The sequence below is a fragment of the Actinoplanes sp. NPDC051405 genome (assembly GCF_055586185.1).
In genome coordinates this window covers 150,677-163,501 of sequence record NZ_JBVJIR010000007.1, presented here as the reverse complement: position 1 = coordinate 163,501, position 12,825 = coordinate 150,677, and the positions used below count along the sequence as shown (strand labels likewise).

The window sequence follows — 12,825 nt, the reverse complement described above, 5'->3', positions numbered from 1 at the left end:
CGCCGGGCCCTTCCGCGGCCCCTTCCGCCCGCCGGGCCCTTCCGCGGCCGGGAGATTGATCACTGCAAACTTCCTGCACGTTCGCGGGCATTGACTCGTCGAAACACGCGTGTAACCGTTGCTCGGGGTAAGCGCTTTCCCACTCTCACCTGCGTTTTCCTCCCCCCACCTCGAGCATCGATTCCCTGGAGCGCACCATGCGCGGAAGATCCCTTGCCGCGGCCGCCCTGGTCACGGCCATCGGTTTCAGCCCGATCCTGCCCGCCGAAGCCGCCGACACCCCGTCCGGCGTGTCGGCCGCGGCGCTGCGGCTGGCCCGGCAACCCCTCGCCGCCGACGACGGATGGGCCGCCGCCGGCACCGGCACAACCGGCGGTTCCGCCGCCGACGCCGCCCACACCTTCGTCGTGCACAACCGCGCCGAGCTCATCGCGGCGCTCAGCGGCGAGGCCGCCCCGCGGCTGGTCCTCGTCGACGGCCGCTTCAGCATGAGCGTCGACGCCGACAACAAGCCGCTGACCTGCGCGGACTATGCCGACCCGGCGTACCGCCTGGAGGGTTTCCTGCAGGCGTACGACCCGGCGGTCTGGGGCCGGGCGACCAAGCCCACCGGCCCGCTGGAGGAGGCCCGGGTCCGCTCGGCCAAGCGGCAGGGCGACCAGATCAAGATCACCGTGCCGTCCGACACGACCGTCATCGGCATCAACGGCGCCCGCATCGAGCACGGCAGCATGGTGCTGCAGAACGTGCACAACGTGATCGTGCGCAACATCGAGTTCACCGACGCCGCGGACTGCTTCCCGGCCTGGGACCCCACCGACGGCTCGGCGGGCAACTGGAACTCGCTCTACGACCTGGTGTCGCTGACCGGCGCGACCAACGTGTGGCTGGACCACAACACCTTCAGCGACGGCAACAACCACGACGCCGCCCAGCCGCTGTACTTCGGCCGGCCGTACCAGGTGCACGACGGGGCCAGCGACATCATCCGCGGCTCCGATCTGGTCACCGTCTCGTACAACAACTACTACGACCACGACAAGACGATGCTGATCGGCTCGACGGACACCCCGGGCGTGGACGTGGGCAAGCTGCGCGTCACGGTGCACCACAACCGCTTCGGCAACGTGGTGCAGCGCGCGCCGCGGGTCCGCTTCGGCCAGGTGGACATCTACAACAACCTGTACGTGGCCACAGCCGAGGACTACAGCTACTCGCTGGGCGTGGGCTTCGAGTCGAGCATCTACGCGGAGAACAACTACTTCGTGCGCAGCGCCGACGTCGGTGACGGCGACCTGATCAAGTACTGGAAGGGCACGAAGATCACCGCGAAGGGCACCCTGGTGCAGGTGGGCAGCCAGGCGCCGCGAGCGGTGGACCTGGTGGCGGCGTACAACGCGGCCTACGACCCGGACTTCGCACCGGACGCGGGCTGGGTGCCGACGCTGCGTACCCGCCTCGACCCGACCGTCCTGGTGCCGGTCATCGTCAAGGCCGCCGCGGGCTCACGCCGCCTCGGCATCTGAGAAGCCGACCGGGCTCGGCCGGGTCACTTCTCAGGCCTCACCCATGACGAGCCCCTCGATGGTGTGCTTCTGGGTGATCGGGGTGAGGGTCTCCACGACCGGGCAGTGCAGGTGAGCCTTGACCTGTTCCGGCAGAGCCTCCCAATAGGCGCGGGTGACGGCGGTGTCGTGCCGTTCGCCGTTACCCGCGCCTGGTGCGTCCACACCCAGGACCAGCACAGGCCGCGACAGGTCGGAGTAGTTGCGGGTGCCCCGGTGGATCGCCAGCGCCGAGCGGGCCGAGACGTCGCCGCGCTTCGGATATTTGCGGACGGCCCGCTCTTCGTACCGGGGGTAGAAGGACTTCGGCGGGAACATGCCGTGGCCGAACTCCGGCTCGTCGTCGAACTGGGTGCCCGGGGCGATCTCGAACGGCCCCATCTCCTCGGTGGTGTCGACGCCGGTGAGGTTGAACGCCAGCGAGTTGAGCCGCCGTTCCTGGCGGGTGACCTCGGGCATCGGGAAGTCCCGGTGCCACGGCTGGTTGACCGCGCCGGCCAGCGGGACGTCGAAGCCGAGCTCGACGATCTCGTACTGCGGGCCCAGCACCGCCTCGCACACCGCGGTGACCCACGGGTGGGTGACCAGGTCGACGAAGCCGCGCAGCTGCTCGGGGTGGATCTCGACGTAGTAGCGGTGCGGTCCACGGCCGACCGCGCCGCCGGGCCGGGACCGGGCCTCGGCGAACGCCTTCTCGATGTCCTCCCGCATGGTGTCGGCCCAGGCGACGCTGAAGGCGCCCGGACAAGCGGTGATCCCCTGGTCGTAGATGGCGTCGCGAGCCCGCACGCCGGCGTCGGTGTCAGTCATGCCCCTCACTTTGCAACGTTGCATGCAACGTGGCAAGTGGTAGCCGGTAGGGTTTGCACCATGGGAGGTCGATCATGACGGCGAGCCTGCGGCAGGTGGCGGAACGCGCCGGGGTGTCGATCCGTACGGTGTCGAACGTGGTCAGCGGCTTCGCCCAGGTGGCCCCGGAGACCCGGGCCAGGGTGCAGCAGGCCATCGACGAGCTGCAGTACCGTCCCAACGCGGCCGCCCGGCACCTGCGCGGCGGCCGGTCCGGGCTGGTGGCGCTGGCCATCCCGGAGATCGCCTCGCCGTACTTCGGCGAACTGGCCGGCCTGCTCGTCCGCGAGGCCGAGCAACGTTCGTGGATGCTGCTGGTCCAGCAGACCGACGGCGACGCCGACCACGAACGCCGGCTGCTCGACGGCGTACGCGGCCAGGTCATCGACGGACTCGTGCTGAGCCCGTGGGCACTGTCGCCCCAGGAGCTGCGCCGCGGCGCTGGTGGCGTACCGGTGGTGCTGCTCGGCGAGCAGGACGCGGACGGCCTGCTGGACCACGTCGCGGTCGACAGCGTGGCCGCGGCCCGCGAGATCACCCAGCACCTGATCGCTATCGGTCGCACCCGCATCGCCGCCGTCGGGCTGCAGCCGCATCTGGAGAACGGCACGGCGGCCCGCCGCCTGGAGGGCTACCGGCAGGCGCTGGCCGAGGCCGGTCTGCCGGCCGATCCGGCGCTGGAGATCCCGGTGGACCGGCTGCACCGGGCCGACGGCGCGGCGGCGATGAGCCGGCTGCTCGACGCCGGGCCGCGGGCGGATGCCGTGTTCTGCTTCAGCGACCAGCTCGCGCTCGGCGCGATGCAGGTCGCGCTGGCGCGCGGCCTGCGGATTCCGCGGGACCTGGCGGTGGCGGGCTTCGACGACGTCGAGGACGGCCGGTACGCGACCCCGTCCCTGACCACGATCTCCCCGGACAAGGAAGCGATCGCCCGGGAGGCGCTGAACTGTCTCGCCGACCGCCTCGGCACCCGTCCCCCGGACCGCCCGGCCCGCCGCATCGTGGCCGCGCACCACCTGGTGATCCGCGACAGCACCGGGTCAGGTGATGACCAGTAGGACGGCCTGCTTCTCCTCCGCGGCGGCGACATAGAACGCCTGGAGGCTCAGAAAGTTGGGCAGCAGGTAGTTCGCGAAGTCCTCGTCGTCCCAGACCTGCGGATAGATCTCGTCCGCGAGCAGGGCGGCCGGGTCGAAGCGGGCCCGCAGCGAGTCAGCGGTCACCTCGCGCAGGGCTGCGGCGACCAGCTGGACCCGTTCCGCCGGCAGGAGCCGGGCCGGGCCGTAACCCAGGTCGTCACCGATCGGATCGCCGCCGAGCACTGCCTCCCCGGCGCCCGGGGAGGTCTCCCAGGCACTGCCGGTCAGCAGGTAGTGGATGCCGTGCCACGCCTTGTCGAGGTCGAGGACGTCGTCCTCGCGATCGAGGAGGTCGGCGGTCAGCGACGGATCGGCGGCGAGGTCCGCGACCTGCTCGGGCGTCAGCCGCCGCCCTTCAAAAATCATGCCCACGCCGGGAGTGTGCCAGACCTGCGCGCTAGCTACCGCCCCGGCCGCACCGCCCGGGCCGCACCGCCGTCCTGGCCGCACCGCCGCACCGCCCCGGCCGCACCGCACCGCCGCACCGCCCCGGCCGCACCGCACCGCCGCACCGCCCTGGCCGCACCGGCGCACCGCCCCGGCCGCACCGGCGCACCGCCCCGGCCGCACCGCCGTCCTGGCCGCACCGCCGCACCGCCCCCGGCCGGGCTGACCGCCGGGAACCGCTCAGAGGGCCGTCTGGTAAGCCAGCACCCCCCTGTTGACCGCGGTCATCGCCTTCCGCGCTGTCTCCCGCACCCCCGGAGTCGCCGCCGAGGCGTCCTTGAGCTGAGCCAGCAAATCCAGCACCTGCCGCGCCCAGCGCACGAAGTCGCCCGCCGGCATGTCCGTCTCGTAGTTGTTGCCGCTGGCCAGCACGCGGGCCAGCGGCTCCCCGCGCGCCCACCGGTACATCGGCCAGACGAAGCCGGGATCAGGCTCCCGGGTCAGCGACAGCCCGTGCTCGGCCTCGTCGGACTCGATCTCGGCCCACAGCTTGTGGCACGCGTCCACCGCCGCCGTCGTGGCGCCCTTGGGCACCGACGCGCGTTCGTCACCCTCGCGGCGGGACTCGAACAGCACCATGGACACCGCTGCCGCCAGTTCCTCCGGGGCCAGCCCTTCCCAGACTCCCCGTCGCAGGCACTCCGCGACGAGCAGGTCGGCCTCGGTCCAGATCCGGCCCAGCATCCGGCCGGCCTCGGTCACCTCGCCGTCGCCCGACAGGTAGCCGCGGCCGGCGAGCACCGCGCAGACCTGGTCGAACGTGCGGGCCAGGGAGCCGGTGCGCCCGGCGACCTTGTCGCGCAGCGCGTCGGTGTCGCGGGACAGGCGGTGGCGGCGCTCGGCGAAGCGGGCGTGCTCCTCGCGGTCCGGGCAGGCGTGGCACGGATGCTGGCGCATCTGCACCTTGAGCAGGGCGATCTCGGCGTCCTCGCCGGGGGCTGCCTTGCCCCGGCCGCGCCGGCCGTTGCCCGAGCCGTGCCGGTCGAGGCCCGTCGCGCTGACCGTGGCGGCCAGGTCGCGGCGGGCGCCCGGCGAGCGGGGGTTGAAGTGCTTCGGCACCCGGATGCGTTCGAGCACGTCGACCGCGCCGGGGAAGTCGGCCGGGCTGACCCGGCCGGCCCAGCGGTCCTGGGTGAGCACCAGCGGGCGGGGCTCGCCGAAACCGCCGGTGGGTGGCTCCAGGACCACCGCGAGGCCGGCCCGGCGCCCCTGCGGCACCCGGATGACGTCGCCGACCCGCAGCTTCTCCAGGGAGGACACCGCGGCGGCGCGGCGCTGGGCGGTGCCCTGACGGGCGAGAGAGCGTTCGCGGTCCGCGATGGCGACCCGGAGGGCGAAGTATTCGTCGAAGTCACCGTGGTGGCAGGCGCCGTCGTTGTCGTACGTCTGCATGGTCTCGATGTTGCGCTGCACCTGCCGGGCCAGCCCGACCACCGACCGGTCCGCCTGGAACTGGGCGAACGACGACTCGAGCAGGTCGCGGGCCTTGTCCGCGCCGACCGAGCCGACCAGGTTGACGGCCATGTTGTACGACGGGCGGAAACTGGAGCGCAGCGGGTAGGTGCGGGTCGAGGCCAGGCCGGCCACGTGCCGGGGGTCGACCTCGGGGCTCCACAGCACCACGGCGTGCCCCTCGACGTCGATGCCGCGGCGCCCGGCGCGCCCGGTGAGCTGGGTGTACTCCCCCGGGGTCAGGTCGACATGGGCCTCGCCGTTGAACTTGACCAGTCGTTCCAGCACCACGCAGCGGGCCGGCATGTTGATGCCCAGCGCCAGCGTCTCGGTGGCGAAGACCGCCTTGACCAGGCCGCGCACGAAGCACTCCTCGACCGCCTCCTTGAAGGCGGGCAGCATGCCGGCGTGGTGGGCGGCGACCCCGCGTTCGAGTCCGTCGAGCCATTCCCAGTAGCCGAGGACGGACAGGTCCTCGCTCGGGATGTTGGCCACCTTGGCCTGGGCGATGCGGCGGATCTCGGCGCGCTCGTCGGCGCCGGTGAGCCGCAGACCGCTGGACAGGCACTGCTGCACGGCGGCGTCGCACCCGGCCCGGCTGAAGATGAACAGGATGGCCGGCAGCAGGTCGGCCCGGTCGAGCCGGTCGACGACCTCGGCGCGCGGTGGTGGCTGCCAGCGCCGGGGCCGTCCGCCGCGGCCCTGCCAGCCCGGCCCGGCCGTACGGTCGGTGAGTTCGAGCCGGCGCAGCATCTCGCGGGTGTAGCGCAGGAGCTCGGGGTGCACGTCGTGCTTGCGGGCCGCGTCGGCGTCGTGGAACAGGTCGAACATCCGCTTGCCGACCAGCATGTGCTGCCAGAGCGGGACGGGCCGGTGCTCGCTGACCACGACCTCGGTCTGCCCCCGCACGGTCACCAGCCAGTCGGCGAACTCCTCGTAGTTACTCACCGTGGCGGACAGTGAGACCAGCGTCACAGAGGACGGGAGGTGGATGATGACTTCCTCCCAGACCGCGCCGCGGAACCGGTCGGCGAGGTAGTGCACCTCGTCCATCACCACGTACGCCAGGCCCTGCAGGCTCGCCGAGCCCGAGTAGAGCATGTTGCGCAGCACCTCGGTGGTCATGACGATGACCGGGGCGTCGCCGTTGACCACGTTGTCGCCGGTGAGCAGGCCGACCTGGTCGGCGCCGTAGCGTTCCACCAGGTCGTGGTACTTCTGGTTGGACAGGGCCTTGATCGGGGTCGTGTAGAAGCACTTGCGGCGCACGCCGGAGCCGTCCGAGCGCAGCGCGAGGTGCACGGCGAACTCACCGACCACCGTCTTGCCCGCGCCGGTCGGGGCGCAGACCAGCACGCCGCTGCCGCGCTCCAGCGCCTCGCAGGCCTGGCGCTGGAAGTCGTCGAGATCGAAGCCGACATCGAGCATGAAATCGTCGAGGGCCGGAAACTCGGCGGCCCGGGCCGCCCGGCGCTTCGAAGCCGCATACCGTTCGGCGGGGCTCACATCACCGGCGGGGCTCGTCATGAACACAAGGCTAATGCTTGCGTGTGACACAACGAAGGTCATGCCCCGCCGGGCGGTTGCCGACAGTTGCGTCGCAGCCGCTAGGTATGGTGCACGGCGTGCCGGATGCCGCCGATTCGACTGCCTTCCCGTCGCGCCGCCAGGTCGACGCGGTGCTCTTCGACTTCCACGGCACCCTCGCGCAGGTCGAGGAGCCGGTGGCCTGGGTGCTCGCCGCGGCCGCGGCCTGCGGGCGGGAGCTGGACCGCGGCAAGGCCACGATCCTGGCCGACCGCCTGGTCACGGCCGGGCGCGCCGGCGGGCCGCTGCCCTACCGGGTGCCGCTCCACCTGGCCGAGCACTGGGCCGACCGCGACCTGTACGAACACAGCCACCGTGCCGCCTACACAGGCCTGGCCGCCACCGTCAGCACGGACGTGGAGGGCCTCGCCGACGCCCTCTACGAGCGGTTGCTGGGCCCGGAGGGCTGGCTGCCGTACGCGGACACCGGGCCGACCCTGCGCACCCTGCACGACGCGGGCATCAAGGTGGCGGTGGTGAGCAACATCGGCTTCGACATCCGCCCGCACTTCGCCGCGTGGGGGCTGGCGGACCTGGTCGACGCGTTCGCCCTGTCGTACGAGGTGGGCCGCACGAAGCCGGACCCGGCGATCTTCCTGCGCGCCTGCGGGATGCTCGGGGCCGACCCGGAACGCACGCTGATGGTGGGCGACAGCCCGGCCGACGCGGGAGCGGTCCAGGCGGGCTGCGCGGCCCTGGTGCTGCCGGCGGCGGAGCCGGGCCGCACCAACGGCCTGGGAGCGACCCTCGCCCTGGCCGGCTGCCCCGTCTAGCACTCCGACTGGGGTCAGGCGGTCAGAGGTAGGTGTCGACCAGCGTGCCGAGGGTGGTCGAGACGCTGCGGATCGGCTCCTGCGCCTCCGCCGCGGCCACGTGGTCCGCGATCGTCGGGCTCTCGGCGTCCCGGGCCTTCGCGGCCTGTCCGGCCGTGTCGGCGGACGCCAGCGTGGCGGTGGACACGGTGCCCGAGCCGAGCGAACCGATCGACATGCTGCCTCCCGATGATCTGTGGCTTCACCCTCCGTTCGGCCCGGGTCGGCGGCCGCTGATGCCGAAATCACCGCAACAACCGGACCGCACCCGGTTCGCAGCTGATCACGAGCGGCAGGGCGGCGACGCGTTCCCCGTCCGCGTAGGCGATGATGTCCGGCGCCCCGATCCGGACCTCCCGGGCCCGGTAGCTGCCCACCCGCGGGTCGGTGACGTGCGTGCCGCGGCGCAGGCGCGGCTTGAGCCGGGCCAGGGCGCCGCGGCCCAGCGGCGCCGCGACCACCACGTCGAGCAGGCCGTCGGTGGGGTCGGCGTCGGGGCAGATCAGCATGCCGCCGCCGTAGCTGCGGCAGTTGCCAACCGCCACCAGGACGCCGGTGAAGCCGCGGTCGACGCCGTCGAGCTCGAGGCTGTAGCGGCGCGGGCGCAGCCGGGCCATCTCCAGCACGATGGCCAGGTCGTAGCGGCGCGGGCCGCGGGGCCAGCGCATCCGGTTGGCCCGTTCGTTGACGATCGCGTCGAAGCCGGCCGCCAGCACCGCCCCGTACCAGCGCACGTCGCCCTGCCCGGTGGTGACGCGGGCGAGATCGACCGGGGTGCCGCGCCCCTCGCGGACCGCCTCGGCGACGGCGCTCGCGGCGGCCATCGGATCGGTGGGCACGCCGGTGCCGGCCGCGAAGTCGTTGCCGGTGCCCGCGGGCACCACGCCGAAGCCGACCTGGGTGCCGGCCACCGCCTGCACGGCCCGGTGCACGGTGCCGTCCCCGCCGACGGCGACCAGCGCGCCGATGCCTTCGGCGACGGCCCGGTGACAGGCCTTCTCGGCGTCCTCGGCGCTGTCCGCGCTGAGAAGCCGCACGCCGCGGCCGGAGGCGCCCAGCCGCTCCAGGACCCCGGGAAGCAGACCGCGGTGCCGGCCGCGCCCCGCCCGGGGGTTGGCCAGCACCGCGATGTCGTCGCTCGTCACAGCCGGAGGCTACCGGCTGCTCCGTCAGGTCATGTCGTCGAAGCGGCTCTCCAGCGGCAACGGTTTCGACACGGGCTCCGGGGCCTCGACCGAGGACGGCGTCTCGATCCGGCTGCCCGCGGTGACCGGCTCGCGGTCGTCCTCGATCGGCGAGATCTCGTCGTCGTCCAGGCCCGCGTAGATCTCCTTGCCGCGGCCCTTGCGCTTGTCGTTGATGAAGGCCACGCCGGTCGCGATCAGGTACAGCACCACCATGCACGCCGCGAGCAGGGTCATGCCGAACGGGCCGGGGTCCGGGGTGGCGATGGCGGCGAACCCGAAGGACAGGAACACCACGATCCGCCACCAGCTCATCAGCTTCTTGGCGCTCACCACGCCGGTGAAGTTCAGCATCAGCAGGACCAGCGGGAACTCGAACGCCACCCCGAAGATCAGGATCATGTTCGTCACGAACCCGACGTAGGCCGTCACTTCGAGCTGGGTCGTCACGCCCAGGATGCCGGCTTCCTGGATGAAGGCCAGGCTGTGCTTGATGACGAAGAAGGCGAGCACCGCACCGCCGACGAACAGCGGCGTGGCGATAGCCACGAAGACGTAGGCCCACTTGCGCTCGTGCCGGTGCAGGCCCGGGGCGATGAACGCCCACAGCTGGAACATCCAGACCGGCGCGCCGGCGATCAGGCCGACCCACAGCGCGATCTTGAGCTTGAGGATCAGGGGGTCGACGACGCCGAGCACGACGAAGTTGCAGACCCGCTCGCCCTCACCGTTGACGATCCAGGAGCTGTCGAGCGAGCAGTACGGCTGCTTCAGGATGTCGAAGACCCATCCCGAGATGATGAAGCCGACGACCAGGCCCGCGATGATGCCGAGCGACGCCCAGAAGAGCCGGTTACGCAGCTCCCGGACGTGCTCGATGAGCGTCATGGAACCGTCGGAGGCCTGCTCGAACTTGCTCGGTCCCCGACGGCGTAGGGAGAGGGCCACGGCAGATCAGCGGTCGTTGGTGCGCTGCACCGGGTCCACGTACGGCTGGGCCGGCGGCTGCTGCGGCGGGTACTGCTGGCCGTTGGGCTGCTGCTGGTAGCCCGGCTGCTGGTATCCGGGAGGCGGCGCCTGCTGGTAACCCGGCTGACCCGGCTGGTGGATCGCATCGGGCTGCAGCGGCTGGCGCGAGTACTGCGGCTCGGCCTTCTCGGCGACGTTGTCGTTGTCGTCGACCAGGCCCTTGGTCTCGGCCTTGATGATCCGCAGCGACCGGCCGAGCGACCTCGCGGCGTCCGGCAGCCGCTTCGCACCGAACAACAGCACGAGGACGACGACGAAGATGGCGATGTGCCACGGCTTGAGGGCGCCCATGGATAACTCCAGTCGATCGGATCAGGGTCCTGACGGGTGATGCGGGGTCCATCGTACGTGTGGTTGTTGAGAGCAGCCCATGCCGGAGCTGTTTGATTGCGATCCGGTCCGAGGAATTTTCGGACAACGCGCGGGGAACGCCGCACGCTACCACGCGGATCAAGCCTTCTTTAAGGAGTGTTTCCCGTCCGAGGCGCCCTGTCCGGCCTTGATGACGGCCAGCTGCGCCTGCATGATCTCGGCCCGTTGCTGCAGGCCGGCCACGGACTCCTCCAGGACGACGGCGCCCTGCTGGAGCTTCATCGCCTCGGCCTGCCGACGCTGCAGACGCCGCGCCGCGCGGTCCAGCCCGTTCAGCCTGTTGAGCACGGAGAACACAGCCACGACCAGAATGATCAGTGCGAGCGCCACCACGGCGATCACGATCCACTTCACCATGGCGGACAGCTTAGGCGGTGACGGGTGGGGTCGCCGCGTACTGGTCCAGCGCGGTGGCGGCCTGTTCACGGATCCGGTCGACCAGCTCGACCGGGCCGACCACGGTCACGTCCGGGCCCAGGCCCAACAGCAGCCGCTGGGCCCAGCCCAGGTCGGTGACCCGCATCGTGACGATCCACTCGTCGCCGTCGCGCCGCACGTCCTCGCACGGGTAGTACTCGGTGATCCACCGGCTGCCGCGGCCCACCCGCAGCGTGACCAGCGGCAGGTCCGCCGACGGATGGAACACGCCGTCGCTGACGTCGTGCGGCACCGCCTGGGCCGGCGGCGCCGAAGGCTCGTCCAGCTCGGTGAAGGCGTCGATGCGGTCGACCCGGAACAGCCTGGTGCCCTCGGCCCGGCGACACCACGCCTCTAGGTAGGCCCGGGGACCGACCATCAGCATCCGCATCGGGTCGACCACCCGCTCGGTGGTCTCGTCCCGGGCCGGCGTGTAATAGGTCAGGCGCATGGCGTGCCGGCGCTCGACCACACCGCGGATCGCGTCGACCCGCTCGTTGTCCGCGGGCAGCCGCACCGCGACCGGGGTGTCCGCGACGTCACCGGCCGCGTTCTCGATCTTGGCCAGGGCCCGTTCGACCGCGTCGCGCGACCCCGTGCCCGGCGTCTCGGCCAGCATCCGCAGGGCCACGACCAGGGCGAGCGCCTCGTCGGGGTTGAGCCGCAGCGGCCGGTCGATGCCCGCGTCGTAGGTGATCGTCACCCGGTCGCCGTCGAGCGCCATGTCGATCAGGTCGCCGGGGCCGTACCCCGGCAGCCCGCAGACCCAGAGCAGCTCCAGGTCCTCGCGCAGCTGCCGCTCGGTGATCCCGAAGGCCGCGGCCGCTTCCGCGACCAGGATCCCGGGCCGGGCCAGCAGATAGGGCACCAGGTTGAGCAGCCGGCCCAGGCGGTCGGCGGAGGCCTTGTTCTCCCGGGTACGGGGCTGAGGGGTCATCGCAGCACCGCGGGCTGCACCCGCTCGTGGCGGGCCACGACCTCCTTGAGCTGCTGGATGACGGCGTCGCGGAGCTCCGGCGGCCCGTCCGCGCGCACCTCGGCGCCGTAGCCGACCAGCCGCGAGGCCAGCCACTCGACGTCGGAGTACGGGATGGTCAGGCGGTCGCCGTCGGGACCGGGCACCGTCTCGATCGCCAGCCGGCGCAGGCCCGCGGCCCGGCCCGGCTGCACGAGCACAGTGGCCCGCCCGTTGCGCTCGACCGGTCCGGACCAGCGGGCGACGTGGCTGATCAGGTCGACGTTCTCGGGCGGGGTGAACGCGCCCTCGGAGCCGACCGGGCGGACGGCGCCGACGATGCGGGACAGCCGGAAGCAGCGGGTGGCCTGCCGGTCCCGGTCGTGACCGACGACGTACCAGCGGCCCTGCCAGCAGACCACGCCCCAGGGTTGCAGCCGGCGGGTGGAGGGTTCGTCGACCTCGGGGACGCGGTAGGAGAAGGTGACCGCGCGGCGGGCCCGGGCGGCGGCGGTGAGCGGCCCGAACGCCGGGTCCACGGTCATCACCGGCTCCATGCCGAGGGTGGCCTGCGGGTCGACCTCGACACCGGCGGCGCGCAGCTTGGCCAGGCCGGAGGAGGCCGCGGCGGCCAGACCGGCGTGCTGCCAGAGCCGGGCGGCGATGCCGACGGCGGCGGCCTCGTCCGGTTCGAGCGGGATGTCCGGCAGGGCGTACTCGCGGTGGGCGATCCGGTAACCCGACTCGGTGTCGAAGGCGCTGGCCAGGCCGGTCTCCAGCGGCACGCCCAGCTCGCGCAGCTCGGCCTTGTCACGCTCGAACTTGCGCTGGAACGCCTCGTGGTCGCGGGGATCCTCGGGGTCGTGCTCGTACCCGGGCACGGTCGCGGCGATCTGCGCGGCGGTCAGGAACCGTCGCGTGGACAGCAGACAGATCACCAGGTTCACCAGGCGCTCGGTGCGGGTCCGCGACACGAGAGGAAACGCTAGCAGCAACGACGCCGCTGAGGTTATTCGT

Annotated in this window: 13 protein-coding genes; 3 read left to right on the top strand and 10 right to left on the bottom strand. The window is 72.1% G+C overall.

The window, feature by feature from the left end; all coding sequences use genetic code 11:
- Positions 1–197 precede the first annotated feature (197 nt).
- Positions 198–1,526, top strand: coding sequence for a pectate lyase family protein (locus ACZ6S4_RS17320; RefSeq protein WP_465475888.1), 1,329 nt, complete (start codon positions 198–200; stop codon positions 1,524–1,526).
- A 30-nt stretch (positions 1,527–1,556) separates the two neighbouring features.
- On the opposite strand, the gene ACZ6S4_RS17315 is transcribed toward ACZ6S4_RS17320, so the two are convergent.
- Positions 1,557–2,375 (bottom strand): phytanoyl-CoA dioxygenase family protein, encoded by an 819-nt coding sequence (locus ACZ6S4_RS17315; protein WP_465475887.1) that lies wholly within the window; start codon positions 2,373–2,375, stop codon positions 1,557–1,559.
- Between the two features lie 74 nt (positions 2,376–2,449).
- Here ACZ6S4_RS17315 and ACZ6S4_RS17310 point away from each other — a divergent pair, with 74 nt between their 5' ends.
- Complete coding sequence (locus ACZ6S4_RS17310) at positions 2,450–3,472, top strand: LacI family DNA-binding transcriptional regulator (protein ID WP_465475886.1); 1,023 nt, start codon at positions 2,450–2,452, stop codon at positions 3,470–3,472.
- Here ACZ6S4_RS17310 and ACZ6S4_RS17305 read toward each other — a convergent pair.
- Both ACZ6S4_RS17305 and ACZ6S4_RS17300 read right to left on the bottom strand, forming a co-directional pair.
- Positions 3,455–3,919, bottom strand: coding sequence for a YfbM family protein (locus tag ACZ6S4_RS17305; RefSeq protein WP_465476091.1), 465 nt, complete (start codon positions 3,917–3,919; stop codon positions 3,455–3,457). The genes ACZ6S4_RS17310 and ACZ6S4_RS17305 overlap by 18 nt on opposite strands.
- A 261-nt stretch (positions 3,920–4,180) precedes the next feature.
- The gene (locus ACZ6S4_RS17300) at positions 4,181–6,979 is read right to left on the bottom strand and encodes a DEAD/DEAH box helicase (protein ID WP_465475885.1); all 2,799 of its coding nucleotides are present in this window, start codon (positions 6,977–6,979) and stop codon (positions 4,181–4,183) included.
- A gap of 86 nt (positions 6,980–7,065) precedes the next feature.
- On the opposite strand from ACZ6S4_RS17300, the gene ACZ6S4_RS17295 reads away from it, so the two are divergent.
- Positions 7,066–7,812, top strand: a complete 747-nt coding sequence (locus ACZ6S4_RS17295) for an HAD family hydrolase (protein WP_465475884.1) — start codon at positions 7,066–7,068, stop codon at positions 7,810–7,812.
- 22 nt (positions 7,813–7,834) lie between these two features.
- Here the strand turns inward: ACZ6S4_RS17295 and ACZ6S4_RS17290 are convergent, their stop codons facing one another.
- The 7 genes from ACZ6S4_RS17290 to ACZ6S4_RS17260 form a co-directional block, all read right to left on the bottom strand.
- Positions 7,835–8,029 (bottom strand): hypothetical protein, encoded by a 195-nt coding sequence (locus ACZ6S4_RS17290; protein WP_465475883.1) that lies wholly within the window; start codon positions 8,027–8,029, stop codon positions 7,835–7,837.
- A 67-nt stretch (positions 8,030–8,096) separates the two neighbouring features.
- Entirely contained in the window at positions 8,097–8,996 is a 900-nt protein-coding gene (locus ACZ6S4_RS17285) for a diacylglycerol kinase family protein (protein WP_465475882.1), read from the bottom strand.
- Positions 8,997–9,020: 24 nt separating this feature from the next.
- Entirely contained in the window at positions 9,021–9,983 is a 963-nt protein-coding gene (tatC, locus tag ACZ6S4_RS17280; protein ID WP_465475881.1) for a twin-arginine translocase subunit TatC, read from the bottom strand.
- A gap of 6 nt (positions 9,984–9,989) precedes the next feature.
- Positions 9,990–10,355: a Sec-independent protein translocase subunit TatA gene (gene tatA / locus ACZ6S4_RS17275; protein ID WP_360543866.1), complete on the bottom strand. Its 366-nt coding sequence runs from the start codon at positions 10,353–10,355 to the stop codon at positions 9,990–9,992.
- 159 nt (positions 10,356–10,514) lie between these two features.
- A complete protein-coding gene (locus ACZ6S4_RS17270; RefSeq protein ID WP_360815989.1) occupies positions 10,515–10,793 on the bottom strand; it encodes a hypothetical protein in 279 nt (92 codons plus the stop codon).
- Positions 10,794–10,803: 10 nt separating this feature from the next.
- Entirely contained in the window at positions 10,804–11,790 is a 987-nt protein-coding gene (locus tag ACZ6S4_RS17265; RefSeq protein ID WP_465475880.1) for a helix-turn-helix transcriptional regulator, read from the bottom strand.
- A complete protein-coding gene (locus ACZ6S4_RS17260) occupies positions 11,787–12,782 on the bottom strand; it encodes a helix-turn-helix transcriptional regulator (RefSeq protein ID WP_451911870.1) in 996 nt (331 codons plus the stop codon). Before ACZ6S4_RS17260 ends, ACZ6S4_RS17265 begins: the two co-directional genes overlap by 4 nt.
- Positions 12,783–12,825 lie beyond the last annotated feature (43 nt).

Excerpts from the sequence above, each read along its gene's own strand:
- ACZ6S4_RS17320 (WP_465475888.1), top strand. The coding sequence starts at position 198 with ATGCGCGGAAGATCCCTTGCCGCGGCCGCCCTGGTCACGGCCATCGGT.
- ACZ6S4_RS17315 (WP_465475887.1), bottom strand. The coding sequence starts at position 2,375 with ATGACTGACACCGACGCCGGCGTGCGGGCTCGCGACGCCATCTACGAC.
- ACZ6S4_RS17310 (WP_465475886.1), top strand. The coding sequence starts at position 2,450 with ATGACGGCGAGCCTGCGGCAGGTGGCGGAACGCGCCGGGGTGTCGATC.
- ACZ6S4_RS17305 (WP_465476091.1), bottom strand. The coding sequence starts at position 3,919 with ATGATTTTTGAAGGGCGGCGGCTGACGCCCGAGCAGGTCGCGGACCTC.
- ACZ6S4_RS17300 (WP_465475885.1), bottom strand. The coding sequence starts at position 6,979 with ATGACGAGCCCCGCCGGTGATGTGAGCCCCGCCGAACGGTATGCGGCT.
- ACZ6S4_RS17295 (WP_465475884.1), top strand. The coding sequence starts at position 7,066 with ATGGTGCACGGCGTGCCGGATGCCGCCGATTCGACTGCCTTCCCGTCG.
- ACZ6S4_RS17290 (WP_465475883.1), bottom strand. The coding sequence starts at position 8,029 with ATGTCGATCGGTTCGCTCGGCTCGGGCACCGTGTCCACCGCCACGCTG.
- tatA (WP_360543866.1), bottom strand. The coding sequence starts at position 10,355 with ATGGGCGCCCTCAAGCCGTGGCACATCGCCATCTTCGTCGTCGTCCTC.
- ACZ6S4_RS17270 (WP_360815989.1), bottom strand. The coding sequence starts at position 10,793 with ATGGTGAAGTGGATCGTGATCGCCGTGGTGGCGCTCGCACTGATCATT.
- ACZ6S4_RS17265 (WP_465475880.1), bottom strand. The coding sequence starts at position 11,790 with ATGACCCCTCAGCCCCGTACCCGGGAGAACAAGGCCTCCGCCGACCGC.